The organism is Bradyrhizobium sp. C-145 (assembly GCF_023375135.1).
Taxonomy (GTDB): Bacteria; Pseudomonadota; Alphaproteobacteria; order Rhizobiales; family Xanthobacteraceae; genus Bradyrhizobium; species Bradyrhizobium zhanjiangense.
In genome coordinates, this window is the sequence record NZ_CP088150.1 from 4,025,109 (window position 1) to 4,042,140 (window position 17,032).

The window sequence follows — 17,032 nt, forward strand, 5'->3', positions numbered from 1 at the left end:
TACGGACTTCCTTCATGCTCGTCATCTCCATTCAAAGCCAGGTGGTCCACGGCCATGTCGGCAACAGCGCGGCTGCCTATGCCGTGCAAGCGGAGGGTGTGAATGTCGCGGCGGTGCCGACGACGCTGCTGTCGAACCATCCGCGCTATCCGAGTCTGCGCGGGCGGGTGCTGGAGACCGAGCTGGTCGCCGATCTCCTCAGGGGGATTGAAGAGCGCGATCTCGTCGACGAGGCGGCCGTGCTCGTCACCGGCTATCTCGGCTCGCCCGGCAATGCCGCCGTCGTTGCCGACTTCGTCGAGCGGGCCTTGGTCCGCAATCCGAAGCTCGTCTATCTCTGCGATCCCGTGATCGGGGACGACGGCCGCGTCTATGTCGCCGAGGGAATCCTGGACGTGCTCCGGCATCGGCTGCTGCCGGCCGCGAAGCTGACCACGCCAAACCGGTTCGAGCTCGAGCTGCTTGCGGGCCTCACGATTGCCGATGCGCAAGGCCTGCGTGCGGCGTGCGGGGCGCTCGTGGGACAGGGCCGCATCGACGTCGTCGCCACCGGTTGCACGCTCGCGGACACGCCCGAAGGACAGTTGGAAACGATCCTCTGCGCCGACGGCCGGTTGTCGCGCTTTGCGACGCCGCTTCTGCCGATCCGTCCCTTTGGCACCGGCGACCTCCTCACCGGTCTGATCGCGGCGCATCTGGCCAAGGGCGAGGCGACCGAGGTGGCGGTGCGGCGCGCGGTGGAGACCACCTTCGCGGTGCTGGTGCGCACGCAGAAGGCGGGCACAGCCGAGATGCGTCTCGTGCCGCTACCGCCGCCGGGCCGCGAGCCGTAACGGCTTCAGGTCGCGCGCTTGCCGGCCGATTGCGCCGCCTTCTGCGGCTTTGCCGGGCCCCTCTGCTCGCGAGCGGCCTGTGCTTTGGGCGGCTTTGCATGGGCCGCAGCGCGCACCTTCCTGGGCTTCGCGTTGGCAGCTTCCTTGCGGTCCGCCGTGCCCCGGCGCGAGATGTATTCCTGGCCGTCGATCGGGCCGACATGCGGCGGATCGCGGCCGAGATAGGGCCGGCCGATACCGAACGCTTTGCCGTTGGCGTCGACCCACTTCCACAGGATTTCGGTTGAGACCCAGCGCTGCGCGCGGTTGCTGCCCTGGGTACTGACGATGTCCGCCGCCATGCCGTGGCCGTAGCCGCCGCGGGTGCTGCCGCCGTGATAGGAGCGGTCGGAGGCGGCCTTCAGGCCGCTTGCGATCGACTGGCGATAGTCGTCACGGAACGCGCTGGTGATGCCCGGCGAGAGCCCGGCGGCCTCGGCTGCGAGCAGCGTGCGAAACAGTTTTCGCTTGAAGCTCTTGTCCATGCCGCCGATGACGTAATCCATCATCGACATGCCGGCGTGGTCGGCCGCTTTCGGATCCTTCCAGCCGAAATCCTCGTCGACCAGCTTGGTGAAGCTGCGCATCACAGTCACGGTCCTGCCCTTGCGCTTGACGGTGACGGGGCGGCGTTCTTCGACCTTGATCGAATCCTCCTTGGGCGTGCGCTGGTAGAGCGCCCAGAGATAGCGGTCGATGCAGGCGTCCACGACGAAGCATTCGTCGAGCACGGCGATGGTGTCCGCGGGCGGCGCCTTGCTTGCGGCCGGGGCGGGTCCGCTCGCGATCGCCGTTGGGGACAATGCGTCCGTGGCCACGATCTCGGTGGGATCGGCGGATGCGAGTTTGACGGGCTCTGGCGTTGGCGCAGGCGGATCCTCGCTGACGCTAGCAGCCTCGCTGACGCCGGGGGCCGGTTCAGGTGAAATCTGAGGTGCGGGCTGCTCCGCCGGCAATATTAGCGCGGGATCTGCCAACGCGAGCTGGACGACGGGGACGGGCACCTCCGGCGCGGCTGCCGTTTCAACGGTTGGCAGGCTCGCCGCCGCAGCAGCGATCTCGGCGGTCAAGGCGACGCCGTCCTCGATGGTCGCAGCGCGTGGGACGTCGGCGAGGTCGAGGCGATCGAGATCCTTCGCACGCGAGACAGCAGCCGCATTGGCGCCGCTGTGCTCGATGAGGGCCGGCGCGTAGGCAGACAGGGAGAGCACGAGCCAGCTGGCGAGAACGGCCGAGGGACATGAGACCGCCACCAGAAGAGACCGCCGATCATTCATGATCCCTGCCTCCAAACGGTTCTGTTCGAACCCGTTTTGTTCGAACAGTCAGTGATGCAAACAGTCTTGATGCGAACAGACTTGCACGGAAAGGCACGCAGCGCGTCGATTGTTCGGAAGACGGTGTGGCGGCGCAATGGCGTAGTTGAACGAAAACAGGCTTTTCGAAGGGGTGTTGCGAAGTTGCAACGCGGGTTCCGTGGCGTTCCATGTGCGACTGCGCGGGCAAGCCCATTTTGTCGTCAAATTGAGCGATCCGAGTTTACTCAATCGTGGATTGCTAGGGTGACACTACTCGCCCGCCGGCAACGTCCGGTAGAATGGAAAGGACGCATTCGTGAAGTCGAAATGCAAATGGGCCGAATTCGTCGCCGATGAATCCGGCGCCACTGCGATCGAATACGGTCTGATCGCAGCCGGCATCGCACTCGCGATCATCGAGATCATCTACGCGCCGGCACCAATCTCGTCGCAAAACTGCAGTCGCTCGCGACCGCGCTGAAATAGGCGATAACAAGGCTTTCGCGATGGGCTGTTGACAAGGTGTCTTGTGACAAGGTGTCTTGCCTGACGCCTCGCGGCAACTTTGCGCAGCGCCGTGCGTTGATCGGCCCATGAGCACGCATTCCTCGCTTCGTCCCATGGACGCCTTCGATCCCACCGAGCCCGCCATCCTGCATGATCGTCTGTCCGACACGATCATCACCTGGACCGCCGATCAGGCCGATGACTACCGGCAGTCCAGCCGGCCGCGCGAGGATGGAACCGTGGCCTGGAAGGCCTACCTCTTCGACGGCTGGGGCAACGTGCTCGGTGGCTGATCACCGCCCAAAAAAGCGCCATGTCGCGGCCGGCATGATTCGGCCAAGGCTTTGTACGCGTTAAACATATCGCCATGCGCTACATGCGATGTTGCAATGCAACGGCGAATGTCGCAATGCAGCAAAACGCGCTTAAATGTGCTCCGAATCTTCCATCAGGAGCACCACCAATGAACAAGACTTTGACGATCGCCGCCGCCGTCCTGACGATCGCGGGCGCTACTTCGGCTTTCGCCGCTGAGCTGCCGACCTATGAGGCCAATGGATTTCCGGTCTCCCCCGTCCAGGTTGGCGTGCTCGGGGCCGGCCATGTCGAGCAGCAGGTCGCGGCGCCCACGACGGTTGCTTCGGCGCACCAGGTGAAGGTGCTCAGCTCGCGCAAGGTCAAGACCGCGGACGTCACGACGGGCGCAGCCCGCTGAGCTGACATCGCATGAAGGGCAGGCGGGTCTCGCCGTGTGCGCGACCCGCCGCCACATGCGATCATGAACGATCGCCCGCATGCGCTGCGCGCAGGGGGCTGCTGCGATCTCTTCTCGTGCCGCGATCATCGCGCGGACAAGAAAATTGCGCCACGACGCGCTGATCGAGAAACCGGCCGCGAACAAATTCGCTTGAAGGCGCCGGTTATGTGTGCTCGTTCATAACGAGCGTGATCCTTTTAACAGTTGCTTGCCCTGCAACCACATGGGTTGAGCGGATTGGCCCGCTGACATAAGGCTTCTCCCATGGATCAGCGGACGAGCGGCGCTGACGCTCTCATTCAGAAGAACGACGCGGCGCCGGCGCTGCTCGGCGTCGTCTGCGGGCTGGCCGCAGCGCTATTCTGGGCGCTCGGCTTCGTCGGCACGCGGCACGGCCTCAAACTTAGCTTTACGCCGGTCGATCTGCTCGTGCATCGCTATGTCTGGTCAGGGATCGCGTTCCTGCCTTTGGTCTTCCGCGCCGGCATCTCCGATCTTTGCGGCATCGGCTGGGGCAGGGGCCTTGCGCTGATGGTGCTGGGTGGGCCGGTGATGGCGCTGATCTCCTACACCGGTTTCCTGTTCGTGCCGCTCGGCCATGGCAGCGTGATCCAGCCCTCCAGCGCGACGCTTGGCGGCCTGCTGCTCGCCGCATTGTTCCTGAAGGAGAAGATCTCCGCCTCGCGACTTGCCGGCGCTGTCGTCATCGTCGGCGGTCTCGGTGTGATCGGCGCGGAATCGATCGGGCATATCGGCGCCGACGGCGTGCAGGGCGATCTGATCTTCGTGCTCACCGGATTCATGTTCGCGGGCTTCGGCGCGCTGCTGCGGCACTGGCGCGTCTCCGCCGTGTCGGCCGCGCTCGTCATCAACGTGCTGTCGCTGCTGCTCTTGCCGATCTATCTCGCGACCGGCGGGCTTGCCCGCATCGCCGCAATCGACATCACCGAGAACGCGATTCAGGCGCTGGCGCAGGGCGTGCTCGCAGGTCCCGCCGCGCTCTATCTCTACGCGGTCTCCGTCCAGCGTCTCGGCGTCGCCCGGGCCGCGGTATTCCCCGCGATTGTGCCGGCGCTGACGCTCCTGGTCGGCTGGCTCTTGCTCGGGGAGCCGCCGACGGCACTCCAGGCCGCGGGCCTGGTGACGGTGCTGTGCGGCTTTTACCTGGCGCAGCGGCAAAGTTAGGCGCGAACTTACGCCTTCCGCACGAACTCCGATTTCAAATTCATCGCGCCGATGCCATCGATCTTGCAGGCGATGTTGTGGCCGTCGCTGGCGTCCTGGAGGCGGATGTTGCGGACCTTGGTTCCGCCTTTGACGACCGACGAGGAGCCCTTGATCTTGAGGTCCTTGATCACGATGACGCTGTCGCCGTCAGCCAGCACATTGCCGTTGGCATCGCGCACGCCTGCCTCGGGCGCGGCCGCATCGGCCGTGCCGCTCCATTCATGGCCGCATTCCGGGCAGACCCAGAGACCGCGGTCCTGATAGGCGTGCTCGGAGTTGCAGCTCGGACATTTCACGGCATCGTCCATCGTCGATTCATCCCCTGTTCGGCCCCTGTGGGCGGGCGCACCGTAGGGGCGGGGACGGGGAAATCAAGGAAAATCCGGCCTCTGCTGCGGCCCCGCAAGCTCCCATCATCGTGACGCAGCAATTGACGGCTATGGCTTGTGCTTTGCCTCACCAGGCATAGCTGATCGGAAAGCGGATGTCCGCGTCACCCCCTTCCATGTAGCGTCACGGCATGAGCGAGATCGAAACCCTGTTCGGTGTCCTGCGCCAGTCGGCCGATGCGCCCGTCGTCGACATGCTCGAGCGCATGGTGCGGGAGGGGCCGGACCATGCTCTGTGCAAGATCAACGCGCTGCATCTGGCAAGGACGGCCAAACTCGGCGAGGAGCAGGTGATCGCGGGGCTGCTGCATGCGGTCGGGCTCGGCATCCTCGAGATGACCTGGAACGTGATGTGCCCGAGCTGCGCCGGCGTGCTCTCGGCCAACAAGAGCCTGAAGACGGTCAACAGCCCGCAATATCATTGCGCCTTCTGCGCCGCCGGCTACGAGACGACGCTCGACAATCTGGTCGAGGTGACCTTCGCGGTCAGCCCGCGCGTGCGCAGGATCGCCGCGCATAATGCCGACGAGCTGCCGCTCGCAGAATATTACCGTCAGGTGTTCTGGAGTTCGGCGATCGAGCTTCCGCCCGACCTCGACGGCTTGCTTCGCGAACTGACGCTGGAATCCGTCGACCTGCCGCCGGGCGAGCGCGCCATTCTCTCCCTGCAGGTGCAGCCGGGCATGCTGATCGTGTTCGATCCCGTGACGCATACGGCACAATACATCGAGGTGAAGGGCGAGGAGACGGCCGAGCGCCAAACGCTGTCGCTGATCTTCAACAAGTCCGAGGTTCCAGTCGACGCCGTAAGCCTGCGCCCGGGACCGCTGCGGCTGACGCTCGAGAACCGCACCGACGGCCGCGTGCTGCCCGCGGTGTGGGTGATGAACCAGCGGCTCGATGACCTCCTGACCCGGCGCAAGCCGAGCCTCACCGCAAAGCGCCTTCTCACCAACCAGACCTTTCGCGATCTCTACCGCACCGATACGCTCGCGATCGGCCAGCGCCTCAAGATCCTCAGCCTGACCTTCCTGTTCTCGGACCTGAAAGACTCCACTGGGCTCTACGAGCATGTCGGCGACCTCGTCGCCTTCGATCTCGTCAACGAGCATTTCCGCCTGCTGCAGGAGATCATCGCCTCCGAGCAGGGCGCCGTGGTCAAGACCATTGGCGATGCCGTGATGGCGACCTTCGAGACGCCCGATCGCGCCATTGCGGCCGCGATCCGCATGCGCGAGGCCATGAGCGAGCTCGGCGCCCAGCGCCAGCACCAGGGCCTCTTGCTCAAGATGGGCATCCACGAGGGCTCATGCCTCGCCGTCACCCTCAACGGCCAGCAGGACTATTTCGGCCAGACCGTGAACATCGCCTCCCGCGTCCAGGGCTTGGCGGCCTCGCGCGCGATCGTGGTGACGGAGGCGGTGGTCGACAACGCCGAGACGCGGACGCTGCTGGACGCCGGCGGCCTCAACCCGACCCGCCGCAGCGTCGCGCTGAGCGGGATCGCGGACAAGGTGTCGGTGTACGAGATCCCGTGAGGCTTGCGTAGCCCGGATGGAGCGTCAGCGAAATCCGAGGCGGGAGGTGCGGTGCCATCCCGGATTACGCTGACGCTCCATCCGAGCTACATTTCCCGCCATGACCTTCCTCCTCAACATCGACGTTCCCGACGTCGCGCGAGCGACGACCTTCTACACCGCCGCGTTCGGCCTGACGGTCGGCCGCCGTTTCGGCGCCGATTTCGTCGAGCTCTTGGGCTGGCCGGCGCCGGTGTATCTGCTCACCAAGCAGGCCGGCACGATGGGCGCCGGCGGCGATCGCCGCCGCTACGCGCGGCACTGGACGCCGGTGCATGTCGACGTCGTCGTCGATGATGTCGATGCCGCCGTCGAACGCGCGCTGCGCGCCGGCGCGATCCTGGAGGTTGCCGCAAGCGATGCACCGTATGGGCGGATCGCCATGCTGGCCGATCCGTTCGGGCACGGGTTCTGTCTGCTGGCGTTCAGCGCGCAGGGCTATGACGCGTTGCTCGGTGCGTAGCGACACCGTCATTGCGAGGAGCCCGCGACAAAATTGCGTAGCAATTTTGCGCTGGTGCGACGAAGCAATCCAGACTGCCTCCGCAGAACGACCCTGGATTGCTTCGCTACGCTCGCACTGACGGTGGAAGGACGGGAGTGCCCGTCAAAACAAAAGTGCGAAAACAACCCCATGCACAGTAGGGAACACCTTGAGATTTCACACTTCTGCGCGCCCGAAATGATGTGACCCGTCGGGCAAGGCGGGGACACGCAGACGCGGGCCGATTTCGGTGATCCCGAAATATAGTTTGACTCGTCGGGCAAAACAGGGGCACTATGCCAGGATGGCGCCGGTGCGATGGGGAGATGATGCGTCGCCGGGCCGCGGGGCGACATGCCAAGAGAACCGAAAATCAAAGCGAAAAGAAAACTGAAGACCTACCAGACCTCGCTCGGATTCTACGACCAGGCGGTCGCCGCGCCCTCGATGAAGGCGGCGCTGGAGGCCTGGGGCGCCAGCTCCAATCTGTTCCATCAGGGCGTCGCCAAGGAGACCGACGATCCCGATATCGTTGCGGCGACCATGGCAAGCCCCGGCGTCGTGCTCAGGCGTCCGGTCGGCTCGAACGGCCCGTTCACTGAAAGCGCCGAGCTGCCGACCGACCTTGCCGACGAAGGCAAGGCCAAGCCCAAACGTAAGCCCAAGCCGAGCAAGCGCGCGGAGAAGACCGCAAAGAAGCCGTCCCGCAAGATCGACGATCGACAAGCCCGCCAGGCCGCCGCGGCTTTCGAGAGAGAAGAGCGGCGGCGCGAAGCCGAGCGCCGCAAGGAAGAGGCCACCCGCGCCAAGGAGCGCGCGCAGCGGGAGAAGGCGGTCGCGATTGCGCAGGCGACACTCGACAAGGCGAAGCGCGAGCACGAGGCGCGGGCGGAGGAGATCGAGGCAGAACGAACTGCGATCGATGAACGCGCCGAGGCGGAGCAGGGCCGGTGGGACAAGCAGAGGAGGAAGCTGGAGGAGGCGCTGCGTCGGGCGCGGGAGTAGGCGGTGCAAGTAGCCTGGATGAGCGAAGCGATATCCGGGACTCTCGCCCCGAAGCATTCCCCGGATGTACGCTCGCTGCGTTCTTCGTCATTGCGAGCGCAGCGAAGCAATCCAGACTGGTTCCGCGGAGGGACTCTGGATTGCTTCGTCGCAAGAGCTCCTCGCAATGACGATGGAGCCGCCATCGGTCATTCCAGCAAAGTCGCGCGCGAATTGGCTTGCCTTGCTTTGCGTCCTTGAGCACTCTTATGGGAAGGAGGCCAACGCATGAAGAAAATGACCATCGCGTGTGCGCTCGGAACGGCCCTGGTGCTGAGCAGCCTTGGGATGTCAGGGGCTGAAGCCCGGGCGCGCAAGGCGCAAGTCGTTCGCGAACCCCAGCAGAGACTTATCGTCACGGCGCCCGTGCTCAGGCCAACGCCGTGGGATTATTATATCGTTCCACGATATCGTTATCGTCCTGAAGACGACCGGGTCGATCCCTACGGTCCGCCGCTGGTCTCATCGTGGGTTCGCTATGAAGGGTGGCGGTGGCCATACTGGTGGTGAACAACCATCACGTTCTGCGGCATGTGGAGTTCGGCCAGCGACGGACGCAGAATTGACTGGCGCCTGTAGCCCGGATGAAGCGAAGCGCAATCCGGGACTGGCGCAGCTTGAGGCAAGACCCCGGATTTCGCTTCGCTCCATCCGGGCTACGCTTGCTACGCGCCTGCACCGATCGTAAGCGCTCATTTTCGCTCGATAGCTCAAGCCCTTGCGCACCTCCCATTCTGGCCATCCGGAGAGGTTGAACGCATCCAAGTCCAACATCGCTGCGTGCGACGTCAGCGGCTAGGAAAAAATGGCAAACCTGAGACTGTCAAGGACACATCGGGGTAGAATGGCATTTATCCCCGTAATACACCCAATACTGTTAAGGGGTACGGGCGCGTATTGAGAGGATCAATCATGGCAAGTGTTGAACAATTGCGCAGACGGGACGGCGTTAACCTGGTCCAACTCGAGGCGGACATATCGTCGGTACGCTCGGGAAGCTCGATTACTTCCATTGCTCTGCCTGATTACGTCGAGCACACCGCGGGCGTGACGCGCGTCGGCGCGCTGAGCGCAGAGGCGGTCATTCGCGACTATGAGTCCGCTGCGAAAGAAATCGAGGCCATGGGCACCGAGTTGATCGACGCTGCGCAAAAATGCGAGGCGCTGACAGCCCAGGTCCATGATGCGATCGCCTTCATGCGAGAAACGGCGGCGGGGTATCGTGAAGAGGGTCGGAAGATCTTCAAGCGCATCGAAGAATGCGCGCTGTTCACCGAAGACGTCCGCAAGACATGCGAACAGGTCAAGCGCAGAATGGTCGAAGTCTCGGTCGGTCCATCTTCTGATGAGGAGCTTGAGCCGCAAGAGCCCGAGCTGGGCGGGATCGCCGCCCAGGTGACGATGAGCGAGATACGGTGAGGCGGGCATAGAGCGTAGTTCGTAGGATGGGTTGAGCTCTTGCGAAACCCGTCGTCGCGCGCCAGCGTCGTTGGTATCGCTTCCGCTCGTCGAGCTACGGCGGACAAGTCGCTCCGCCCATCCTACGGTCTTGCGAAACGCATCATCTAATCGCCGTCACTCGCGGCAAGCGCCCGTAGCGCGGATGGAGCGGAGCGCAATCCGGGACCAGTGCAGCTTGGAGCAAGACCCCGGATTTCGCTTCGCTCCATCCGGGCTACGCGCCGCTAATCGCCGTCATCCGCCGCAAGGCGCTGAAACTGCCGTTTCATCGCGTTGACCCTGGCAACGTAGGCCGCAACCAGATGATCGCCGCAGCGCTCGCCGGCGAGCATCTGAAACTTGCGGCGTGCGTAGGCTGTGGCAGGACCTGCGCCGCAGAGATGGATGAAGGCGGCCAGATCCTGCCTCTGCTGCGGGCTTGCCTTCACACCGCCGGTGCGGGCGAGAACGTCGGCCACCTGGCGGTCCAGATACACCGATGCCAGCTCGACGGCATGGCCAGGGATCGTGCGGATATAGAGACTGGTGAACCCGCAACCGGTCTCCGTGACCGCGTTGCCACGAACACAGGACCGCGCGGCCTCGGCGTAAGCGGGATCTGTCATCTGGAAAAGACCGACGGCGCTGGAAGAAGGCCGGTAGATCGAAAGCGGATTGAAGCTCCATCGCCAGCGCCAATAGGTGCGTGCCACCGGGTTGCCTGAACTCTCGACCTGTGCCAGCGCGGCCAGCAATTCCGGCGTGATCGCAGCGGTGGAATGCCTGCGGAACAGCGGCCCGTATCTCGCCCAAGTCTCCGCTGGCTCCTTGTCGAGGGAATGGCCAACAAGGACAAACAGCTCGGTCGGCTTGCGGACCATTTGAGCGACGATGTTCAGAAGCGCGATGGCTGCAAGCAGCATCGCCACGCCGCCTGCGATCCGAACCATCCGCGGTGCGCGCGCGAAATTCTTCCGCGCCCACCGGGCGGCCCGCCGGACGCTGCGAAGGCGAGGGAGGAGGCTGTTGCTTTTCCTTGGCATGTGCGCTGTGGGCGTAAATTGCGGAGCCTGTGGACTTAGTTAACGCTGTCCGCCCGCCCTAAAATCTCGCTTCATTTCACGCGACCGTGCCTTTTCAGGTCCCGGCTCCGTGCTGCTACGGCCGCTCCAATCCTTGCGAGAAATAACCCCCGGTTGTACGTTGCGCCGCAGAACAGTTAATTTTGTGTAAATGGATCGGCTGAAATGACCGTAATCGAGGGCGTGGTGCCGGAGGCAGGTGCGGACCCGAAAATGCCACCGGGAGTGGTTGTCGAAGGCCCGTTGGTCGACGCCAAGTTTCTCGATTCCTACATCGCGTTCGGCTTCATGATCGGTGGTTCGATCGCGGCGCTAGTCTGGGCATTTTGGCAAGGCATCGGCTGGGTCGAGGTTTCGGTGTTCGTCGGCATGTTCTTGCTGACCACGGTCGGGATCGGCTTCATGCATCGCTACTTCGTGCACCGGAGCTTTCGCTGCGGTCCGGTGATGCGGACGATCCTCGCCGCGATCGCCATGCTGGCGGTGCAGGGCTCGATCCTGAAGTGGGTGAGCAACCACCGCCGGCACCATCTTCACTCCGACAAGCCCGGCGACGTCCACAGCCCTTACTATGACGGCTTCGGCAACCGCTATGCGAGCTTCCTCAAGGGGATGTCGCATGCGCAAGGCGGCTGGGTGTGGGACCAGGCCACCACCGATGGCGCACACTACGCCAGGGATATTCTGGCCGACCCGATCGCCATGTTCTTCACGAGGACTCGCTGGTACTGGTACGCGCTGTCGGCGGTGATCATTCCCGGCGCCATCGGCTACGCGTTCGGCGGCGTGCACAGCATGATCGGCTGCGTGTTGTTCTCCGGCCTGTTCCGCAGCTACATCATGACCATGGCCACCTCGCTGGTGAACTCGGTCTGCCACAGCGACGGCCGCTACGGCTACCGCCGTTTCGAAACCAATGATGGCACGACCAACGAATTCGTGACCACGATCCTCACCTTTGGTGAAGGGCTGCACAACAACCATCACCGCTTTCCGCGCGACGCCTACCTTTCGCACGCCTGGTACGAGATCGACATCAACGGCCTGATCATCCTGGGGCTGGGGAAGCTTGGGCTGGTGCACGACATTTTCGGGGTCGGCGCGCGCCGGCGATCTGCAGTGCCAGATGCGCAGCAGGGTGGGGCCGTCGCGAGTCAGAACGCATTCGACGGCGTCGCAGAAGACCTTCGCTCGGCTGGAAGGTAGACTTGCGCGCTATTCCCGGAAACCGAAGCGGAGCTCATTTGCACAGGCGACTTGCCGTAAACGTTGTCGCTCTGGTGCTGTTCGGGGTGCCGACGGTGGTCCTTGCGCAGTCGATGGACTGCAGCAAGATCAAGTCTACGACAGTCCCGGTTGAGCTCGTCGTCAGGTTCGACAGATTTGAGCAAGCCTATCAGGTCTACAGGGAAGCCGGGAAAACGGCGGTGCTCTGGACACGGCAGACCACACCGCATGGCATCAACATCAGCAAGGCGGAAACCATCAACGGATTCGGAATCGCATCCTCCCTAACATCCACGGTGGACAAGGTACCGGATCAGGAAGCGCAGCACAGGTACTCCGGCATCGTGATCGAGGACAACGATCACCGGCACAGCGTATCATACAAGGTCTCCTGGACCTTCAAGTATCGGAACGGCACGGCGCGGCAGGTCGAGCAGGGCGTCGACTACACGTTCGTTTCGGCCGGGGAAACGACGATCGGATCGTGTGCGCTTGCCGTGTACCGCGGCGAGGTCAAGTTCACGGATGTCACGAGCGGCCAGACCGATCGCATGTTTCACATTTACTTTCCCGAACTCAGAATTGGTGTCACCAGTTTGACTCCCGAGCCTGTGTTCGTCAGCCTGAGTACGTCATTCGAGCCGCTTCGAATGCTTCGGTAGCTCGTAAGATGGGGTGTGCTCTAGCGAAACCCATCAACGTCGATCATCGAATGATGGGTTTCGCAAGGGCTCTACCCCCTTACGGGCTTCAAATCCAATCGCGGCTTCGGGAAACAAGCCCGCGCGTTGCGGGTTCACCAATCCGGATAGCCGTAAGGGTCGGCCATATAGGGCGGAGGCATCCAGGGGCCTCGTGGCGGTCTGGGCCGCCGGGGTTCGGCCGCCGGTACGTGCGGCCGGGCATGCGCATCGTTGTTCATCACGCTCCGCGCGACGGGCTTGGTGGCTGCAGCCGCGGATGACGCGGTGAGTTGCGTTTGCAGCGCCTGGACCTGCGCGGCGAGGCGCGCATTGTCCGCTGCATCCTTCTCCTGCGCCGCCTTGAGCTGTTGAATGGTGTCGGCCTGCTCGCGCAGGGTCTGGTCGTTGCGGCTTTTCAGTTGCTCGAGCTTCCCGTTGATGCTCGCAAGCTCGCTCGTGATGGCCTTGAGCGATTGCGCGAGATCAGACGATGACGGGTCTGGCGCTGGCGCTGTGGCGGTAGGCTTTGCGGCGCTTTCCGTGTCCTTGGCGACCGGCGGCGCGGGCACCGGGCTCGGCTCATCCGCAGCAGCCAGTTGCACGGTCGGCGGCTGCGCCGGACTTTCCACCGCGGACGCTTGCTGGGGCGGGCTTACAGCCGGCGGAGCCCATCGCGCCATGATCGACTGGCTGATCGACTTGGCTTCATCGCGATATTGCGAAGCGAAGGCGGCACCGAGAAGGCCGATCGCCAGCACGAGGCCAACCAAAGCGCGCACCATGGTCCGATCTCCCTTCAAGCCTTGATCGCGAACTCCGGCATTCGGAACTTTGGCATCCGGCGTCGGCGCCTTGTTTCCGGAAGTTGCGGCTGCCGTCCTACCGGCGGTTGCGTGCGAGGTGCGCTGGCCTTCGCTGTCGCGTTCCATTCCGGAAACCAGCCGGTCCAGTCGCGCCAGGTCTTCCTCTGCGCTCTTGATCCGGTCGTAGGCCCGCGTCAGCCCGCCGTCGGCGCGCACCTCATCCGGTTTGGCAGTGTCAGGCTTGGGCGCATCCGCCTTGGCGGTATCAGGCTTGTCGGTCTCAGGCTTGGGGTCGTTCGTTTCAGGCACCGATGCGCTCTCCATCCGGTCGGCCGTCAATGGGAGGCAGTCCGATCACTGGAAGGATAGGTCTCGCCGCTGTCCAACACAACGCGTGTGCAAAGGAAAAGTTATGGCGGGCGCGGGAGCGGGGCGGGCGTGAGCGCGTAGGGGCTAGTACCGCGACTGCGCAAAGCGCAGTTCGCAGTATGAGTCGAGCGGAGCGAAGCCGATCAACGTGCCCATCGTACGGGCATCCTGTCCCCGCACCGTCGAAATACGCAGCTGTCGTTAGTGACGCGTCGCGCGGATTTCGAGCGTCGTCTGGGTGAGCCTGGCCACGAACCCCTCAAAATGCATGACCCTTTGTCTGGTCATTTGTTCATGCAACCCGGCGATCTTCTGGGACTCGGCGACGAACGATTCACACGCCTGTTTCGCGTACTCCATCTGAAGCTCGAAGGCCTCGACGGGTGAGCGCGCTGTCGCGAGCTTTCCCAGGAAGGCCCAGGCGTGCTCAACGGAGGTCCTGACGTAGCCGCTATAGGCATCGGCAATCGCCTGCGGGCTGGCCTGGGAGGGTTCCACCGGTGCGACGGGCGCGCTGGCAACGATCTCCATCCCGGACGGCAAGGCGGCAGCCGAGGGTACCTCCGCACTGCTCTGTCGGCTCGCCTCTACCTCTTGCTTGGTCTCTTGCCTGTTCTCTTGGCTGATCCCCGCCGAGGCATCCGGCAATTGATGCGCTGCAGTTGCGTGTTGCTCGTCGGCCCCGGACCGTTGCCTGGCCTTCTTCTTCCCGCCGCGCCGGCCGGATTTGCCCGTTGGCTTGTTTTCTACCGCACTCAACATTGCAAATGGCTCCTGAATATCGCTGAAGCCGCGAGCCTCCGTCGCGTTTGCGCTGAAATCGCGATTGTGGGCTGTCGCTTACGTGGCGGCCGTGTGGTGAGATTTTGCCGCTGCATCTTCGATGCATCCGGCAAAAAAGGCGTCGATCCAGCGCGTAGGAGGGGTTGAGCCCTTGCGAAACCCATCACTTGGCGTCGGGCAATGATGGGTATCGCTACGCTCCACCCATCCTACGGGCTGTATTGGGTGGACTACAGCGTGTGTGCATCACGCCTGCGTACCAGCTTGGAGCGAATGATGGACCACTTCAGTGTCGCGAAGACACGCATCCAGAAGAAGGACCCATCGAAGCTTGGTAAGCGGCGTGCACTGGATCTCTCTGCACGCATCGACATGTTCGCAAAGAAGGTTGGCACCACCGAGCACTCGGAGACCCTGCATGCACTACGTACTATCGGAAACCTGGGTGTACACAGCTCCAAGGTGTCACAAGCAGCAATGCTCGATACCTACCAGTTGTACGAGCGTGCTCTGGAGGACCTGTTCAAGGACCGCGGGGAGAGCACCAAGGACATCATCAAGCGGCTCAGGGCTCATAGGTAGGTTGCACCAGCCGTGGTACCAAATGGTGTCAGAATGCCCATAATTGTCTCATGGGTGGTGTCAAAGGCTTCTGGAAAGGCTGGTACAGGGGTTGTACCGGTGGAAAAGCCGCACTACAACGAGTCAACAACAAGTTGACCGACTCGATGAGTCAACGCAGTCGGAGGACGTACGGTGGTCCATCTTAACCAGATGGTAACATGTCCCCAGCGAGGCTCTGGCGAGAGCGACTCGCCATTGAACTCACACTCAGTTTCTACCGACCGAACCTTTTCCCTGGTCGGGGCTTGGATTTCTGGGCAACCCCCAGAAATGGGAAGGGGCCGCCCGTAGGCGACCCCTGGGTTTAGGAGAAGTTCTGCCGGGCCGGCTTCAACGGCTCGGCAGTCCCCTACAGTGCGAGCAAACGTGCTCCCACCTTCCGAACCGGAACCGCACGTAGGCGGTCACCCGGACGGGCATGTGCAACGGACAAACCTTCATCAGGTCCTCCTATGTCACCGATGGCGGAATAGGCCGCCGCCCCTTGGGGCCTAGCAGTGCAGCGCCCAAACCTGTGATGAAGGGAGGGGGCCAGTCCGAATCGGTGGTCGCACAAAACGCAAGTTATCAAGAAAACAAGAGTCACCGGAAGGCGACTCAGCCGTTCTCCTCCACTAATGAACAGGGATACTGGGGGTTTACTGCCGGAATCACTTGAAGACGTCCTCCCTCGCGCGTTCTGACAGCGCGATTTCGTGGCCGCTGCGGGTGATTACGCCGTTATTCTCGGCGAGATGCTGGCCATCGGGACCTCGCGGCCCTTGATCTGCTCAGGAAGCTCTGGATCTCGGCGGCCGTCCACCAGGTGTCGCCGCAGTTGCGCATGAGCAGCAGCGAGGGGCGAGGAATCGACTATTTCGACAGAGCCGATCTACCAGACGTCATCCGTCGGATATTCGGGATTGGGCCATCGGGATCAGTTCATCCAGTTGCCTGCATTTTCCACCTCGATGGATCATTGCGTGACAGTTGGCGCAGACGATCGCCAGCTCCTTCAATGTTACTGGCCGACCTTCGGGCGGAGCCTCGCTAAGGGGCTTCAGATGATGAACGTGTGCAAACTCGTTCCCAAGAACTCCGTATTGTTTGGCAAAATCGAAGCCGCAACGGGGCACTTCGCACTTCAGCACTCCCCCATTTTCGTAGAGCGCAGCCATGATTTTCTTCTTTCGAAGAGATGCCTCTCTTCGGCGGTGAAGGATGTAGCGCTTACGTTCGTCACCCTCGAAACCTTCAATCTCAGGGTCGTCTTGTTCGGCTGAATTCGCTGGTATTGCACCGCGAACCACCACGCATCGGCCGGTTGCCATGTCGTACTGAGTGACAGCCCATGGTGTTGAGTCCAGTAGCCGCTTTGCGACTTTTGAAGATTCAGCTTCAGAATCTAGATGGTCGCGCTTGTTGCCGTCGAGAATTATTGCTCTTACCGGCAGACCTTCGCGATAAGCGAGCTGCAGATTTTCATCGAGTTCTGTTGCGCGCTTTTTCCATTGGGCGGCGCCTCTACCACCAAGCCGTCCGTCTCGGAGGCGTATGTTCTGGTCGTGAACGATCTCATCGTCGACGACAGTCAGGTCCTCATGAAAGAACAGCGCAACAATGTGCGCGCCCGGCTTTCGGAATGACCAGTTATAGCAAAAATTCGGATTTTCAGCGGGATTGTCGCCTTTGAAGTTGCTCCATTCGCTTACATCGATGCCGGTCTCACTGACCAGATCAATGACTCGGCGCTTCGTGGTGGGTTTGAGAGCAGGAAGATCAATCATGGTGCTGCCGAGTTACGTTTTTAGGTAATGTCTTGTTTCGCGAAATGTAGTTGAGGTCGGCGTGCATGTTCTTGCTCTAGTTGAGCTTGTCTCGGCGCAA

Annotated in this window: 18 protein-coding genes and 1 pseudogene; 13 read left to right on the top strand and 6 right to left on the bottom strand. The window is 62.6% G+C overall.

Features of this window, described 5'->3' with window-relative positions:
• The first annotated feature begins 14 nt into the window (after positions 1-14).
• Positions 15-833, top strand: coding sequence for a pyridoxal kinase (gene pdxY, locus LRP30_RS18725; RefSeq protein ID WP_249761310.1), 819 nt, complete (start codon positions 15-17; stop codon positions 831-833).
• 5 nt (positions 834-838) lie between these two features.
• Here the strand turns inward: pdxY and LRP30_RS18730 are convergent, their stop codons facing one another.
• A complete protein-coding gene (locus LRP30_RS18730) occupies positions 839-2,149 on the bottom strand; it encodes a hypothetical protein (protein WP_249761311.1) in 1,311 nt (436 codons plus the stop codon).
• Between the two features lie 337 nt (positions 2,150-2,486).
• Here LRP30_RS18730 and LRP30_RS18735 point away from each other — a divergent pair.
• The 4 genes and pseudogenes from LRP30_RS18735 (at position 2,487) to LRP30_RS18750 (ending at position 4,619) form a co-directional block, all read left to right on the top strand.
• Positions 2,487-2,656: pseudogene (locus LRP30_RS18735) on the top strand (Flp family type IVb pilin).
• Positions 2,657-2,763: 107 nt separating this feature from the next.
• Entirely contained in the window at positions 2,764-2,970 is a 207-nt protein-coding gene (locus tag LRP30_RS18740; RefSeq protein WP_091888093.1) for a hypothetical protein, read from the top strand.
• A 170-nt stretch (positions 2,971-3,140) separates the two neighbouring features.
• Complete coding sequence (locus LRP30_RS18745; protein ID WP_249761312.1) at positions 3,141-3,392, top strand: hypothetical protein; 252 nt, start codon at positions 3,141-3,143, stop codon at positions 3,390-3,392.
• A 306-nt stretch (positions 3,393-3,698) separates the two neighbouring features.
• Positions 3,699-4,619: a DMT family transporter gene (locus LRP30_RS18750; RefSeq protein WP_249761313.1), complete on the top strand. Its 921-nt coding sequence runs from the start codon at positions 3,699-3,701 to the stop codon at positions 4,617-4,619.
• Positions 4,620-4,627: 8 nt separating this feature from the next.
• Here LRP30_RS18750 and LRP30_RS18755 read toward each other — a convergent pair whose 3' ends face one another.
• Positions 4,628-4,969, bottom strand: coding sequence for a zinc ribbon domain-containing protein YjdM (locus LRP30_RS18755; protein WP_249761314.1), 342 nt, complete (start codon positions 4,967-4,969; stop codon positions 4,628-4,630).
• Positions 4,970-5,181: 212 nt separating this feature from the next.
• On the opposite strand from LRP30_RS18755, the gene LRP30_RS18760 reads away from it, so the two are divergent.
• The 5 genes from LRP30_RS18760 to LRP30_RS18780 all read left to right on the top strand — a co-directional run bounded on the left by LRP30_RS18760 (position 5,182) and on the right by LRP30_RS18780 (position 9,574).
• The gene (locus LRP30_RS18760; RefSeq protein WP_128941960.1) at positions 5,182-6,588 is read left to right on the top strand and encodes an adenylate/guanylate cyclase domain-containing protein; all 1,407 of its coding nucleotides are present in this window, start codon (positions 5,182-5,184) and stop codon (positions 6,586-6,588) included.
• A 100-nt stretch (positions 6,589-6,688) separates the two neighbouring features.
• A complete protein-coding gene (locus tag LRP30_RS18765) occupies positions 6,689-7,090 on the top strand; it encodes a VOC family protein (protein ID WP_249761315.1) in 402 nt (133 codons plus the stop codon).
• Between the two features lie 375 nt (positions 7,091-7,465).
• The gene (locus tag LRP30_RS18770) at positions 7,466-8,116 is read left to right on the top strand and encodes a cell envelope biogenesis protein TolA (RefSeq protein ID WP_249761316.1); all 651 of its coding nucleotides are present in this window, start codon (positions 7,466-7,468) and stop codon (positions 8,114-8,116) included.
• Positions 8,117-8,383: 267 nt separating this feature from the next.
• Positions 8,384-8,665 (top strand): hypothetical protein, encoded by a 282-nt coding sequence (locus tag LRP30_RS18775; RefSeq protein ID WP_128941963.1) that lies wholly within the window; start codon positions 8,384-8,386, stop codon positions 8,663-8,665.
• A gap of 402 nt (positions 8,666-9,067) precedes the next feature.
• Entirely contained in the window at positions 9,068-9,574 is a 507-nt protein-coding gene (locus tag LRP30_RS18780) for a hypothetical protein (protein WP_128934136.1), read from the top strand.
• 266 nt (positions 9,575-9,840) lie between these two features.
• Here LRP30_RS18780 and LRP30_RS18785 read toward each other — a convergent pair whose 3' ends face one another.
• Positions 9,841-10,638 carry a transglycosylase SLT domain-containing protein gene (locus LRP30_RS18785; protein ID WP_249761317.1) on the bottom strand — a complete coding sequence of 266 codons (798 nt, stop codon included), beginning with the start codon at positions 10,636-10,638 and terminating at the stop codon, positions 9,841-9,843.
• 204 nt (positions 10,639-10,842) lie between these two features.
• Between LRP30_RS18785 and LRP30_RS18790 the strand changes: the two genes are divergently transcribed.
• Both LRP30_RS18790 and LRP30_RS18795 read left to right on the top strand, forming a co-directional pair.
• Complete coding sequence (locus tag LRP30_RS18790) at positions 10,843-11,883, top strand: acyl-CoA desaturase (RefSeq protein ID WP_249761318.1); 1,041 nt, start codon at positions 10,843-10,845, stop codon at positions 11,881-11,883.
• A 2-nt stretch (positions 11,884-11,885) separates the two neighbouring features.
• Positions 11,886-12,566: a hypothetical protein gene (locus tag LRP30_RS18795; RefSeq protein WP_249761319.1), complete on the top strand. Its 681-nt coding sequence runs from the start codon at positions 11,886-11,888 to the stop codon at positions 12,564-12,566.
• 134 nt (positions 12,567-12,700) lie between these two features.
• Here LRP30_RS18795 and LRP30_RS18800 read toward each other — a convergent pair whose 3' ends face one another.
• Positions 12,701-13,714: a hypothetical protein gene (locus tag LRP30_RS18800; protein WP_249761786.1), complete on the bottom strand. Its 1,014-nt coding sequence runs from the start codon at positions 13,712-13,714 to the stop codon at positions 12,701-12,703.
• 246 nt (positions 13,715-13,960) lie between these two features.
• Positions 13,961-14,521 carry a phasin family protein gene (locus tag LRP30_RS18805; RefSeq protein ID WP_249761320.1) on the bottom strand — a complete coding sequence of 187 codons (561 nt, stop codon included), beginning with the start codon at positions 14,519-14,521 and terminating at the stop codon, positions 13,961-13,963.
• Positions 14,522-14,722: 201 nt separating this feature from the next.
• Here LRP30_RS18805 and LRP30_RS18810 point away from each other — a divergent pair, with 201 nt between their 5' ends.
• Complete coding sequence (locus LRP30_RS18810; RefSeq protein WP_249761321.1) at positions 14,723-15,124, top strand: DUF4145 domain-containing protein; 402 nt, start codon at positions 14,723-14,725, stop codon at positions 15,122-15,124.
• A 923-nt stretch (positions 15,125-16,047) separates the two neighbouring features.
• Here the strand turns inward: LRP30_RS18810 and LRP30_RS18815 are convergent.
• Entirely contained in the window at positions 16,048-16,932 is an 885-nt protein-coding gene (locus LRP30_RS18815) for an HNH endonuclease (protein ID WP_249761322.1), read from the bottom strand.
• Positions 16,933-17,032: the final 100 nt, after the last annotated feature.

Excerpts from the sequence above, each read along its gene's own strand:
- pdxY (WP_249761310.1), top strand. The coding sequence starts at position 15 with ATGCTCGTCATCTCCATTCAAAGCCAGGTGGTCCACGGCCATGTCGGC.
- LRP30_RS18730 (WP_249761311.1), bottom strand. The coding sequence starts at position 2,149 with ATGAATGATCGGCGGTCTCTTCTGGTGGCGGTCTCATGTCCCTCGGCC.
- LRP30_RS18740 (WP_091888093.1), top strand. The coding sequence starts at position 2,764 with ATGAGCACGCATTCCTCGCTTCGTCCCATGGACGCCTTCGATCCCACC.
- LRP30_RS18745 (WP_249761312.1), top strand. The coding sequence starts at position 3,141 with ATGAACAAGACTTTGACGATCGCCGCCGCCGTCCTGACGATCGCGGGC.
- LRP30_RS18750 (WP_249761313.1), top strand. The coding sequence starts at position 3,699 with ATGGATCAGCGGACGAGCGGCGCTGACGCTCTCATTCAGAAGAACGAC.
- LRP30_RS18755 (WP_249761314.1), bottom strand. The coding sequence starts at position 4,969 with ATGGACGATGCCGTGAAATGTCCGAGCTGCAACTCCGAGCACGCCTAT.
- LRP30_RS18760 (WP_128941960.1), top strand. The coding sequence starts at position 5,182 with ATGAGCGAGATCGAAACCCTGTTCGGTGTCCTGCGCCAGTCGGCCGAT.
- LRP30_RS18765 (WP_249761315.1), top strand. The coding sequence starts at position 6,689 with ATGACCTTCCTCCTCAACATCGACGTTCCCGACGTCGCGCGAGCGACG.
- LRP30_RS18770 (WP_249761316.1), top strand. The coding sequence starts at position 7,466 with ATGCCAAGAGAACCGAAAATCAAAGCGAAAAGAAAACTGAAGACCTAC.
- LRP30_RS18775 (WP_128941963.1), top strand. The coding sequence starts at position 8,384 with ATGAAGAAAATGACCATCGCGTGTGCGCTCGGAACGGCCCTGGTGCTG.
- LRP30_RS18780 (WP_128934136.1), top strand. The coding sequence starts at position 9,068 with ATGGCAAGTGTTGAACAATTGCGCAGACGGGACGGCGTTAACCTGGTC.
- LRP30_RS18785 (WP_249761317.1), bottom strand. The coding sequence starts at position 10,638 with ATGCCAAGGAAAAGCAACAGCCTCCTCCCTCGCCTTCGCAGCGTCCGG.
- LRP30_RS18790 (WP_249761318.1), top strand. The coding sequence starts at position 10,843 with ATGACCGTAATCGAGGGCGTGGTGCCGGAGGCAGGTGCGGACCCGAAA.
- LRP30_RS18800 (WP_249761786.1), bottom strand. The coding sequence starts at position 13,714 with ATGGAGAGCGCATCGGTGCCTGAAACGAACGACCCCAAGCCTGAGACC.
- LRP30_RS18805 (WP_249761320.1), bottom strand. The coding sequence starts at position 14,521 with ATGTTGAGTGCGGTAGAAAACAAGCCAACGGGCAAATCCGGCCGGCGC.
- LRP30_RS18810 (WP_249761321.1), top strand. The coding sequence starts at position 14,723 with ATGATGGGTATCGCTACGCTCCACCCATCCTACGGGCTGTATTGGGTG.
- LRP30_RS18815 (WP_249761322.1), bottom strand. The coding sequence starts at position 16,932 with ATGATTGATCTTCCTGCTCTCAAACCCACCACGAAGCGCCGAGTCATT.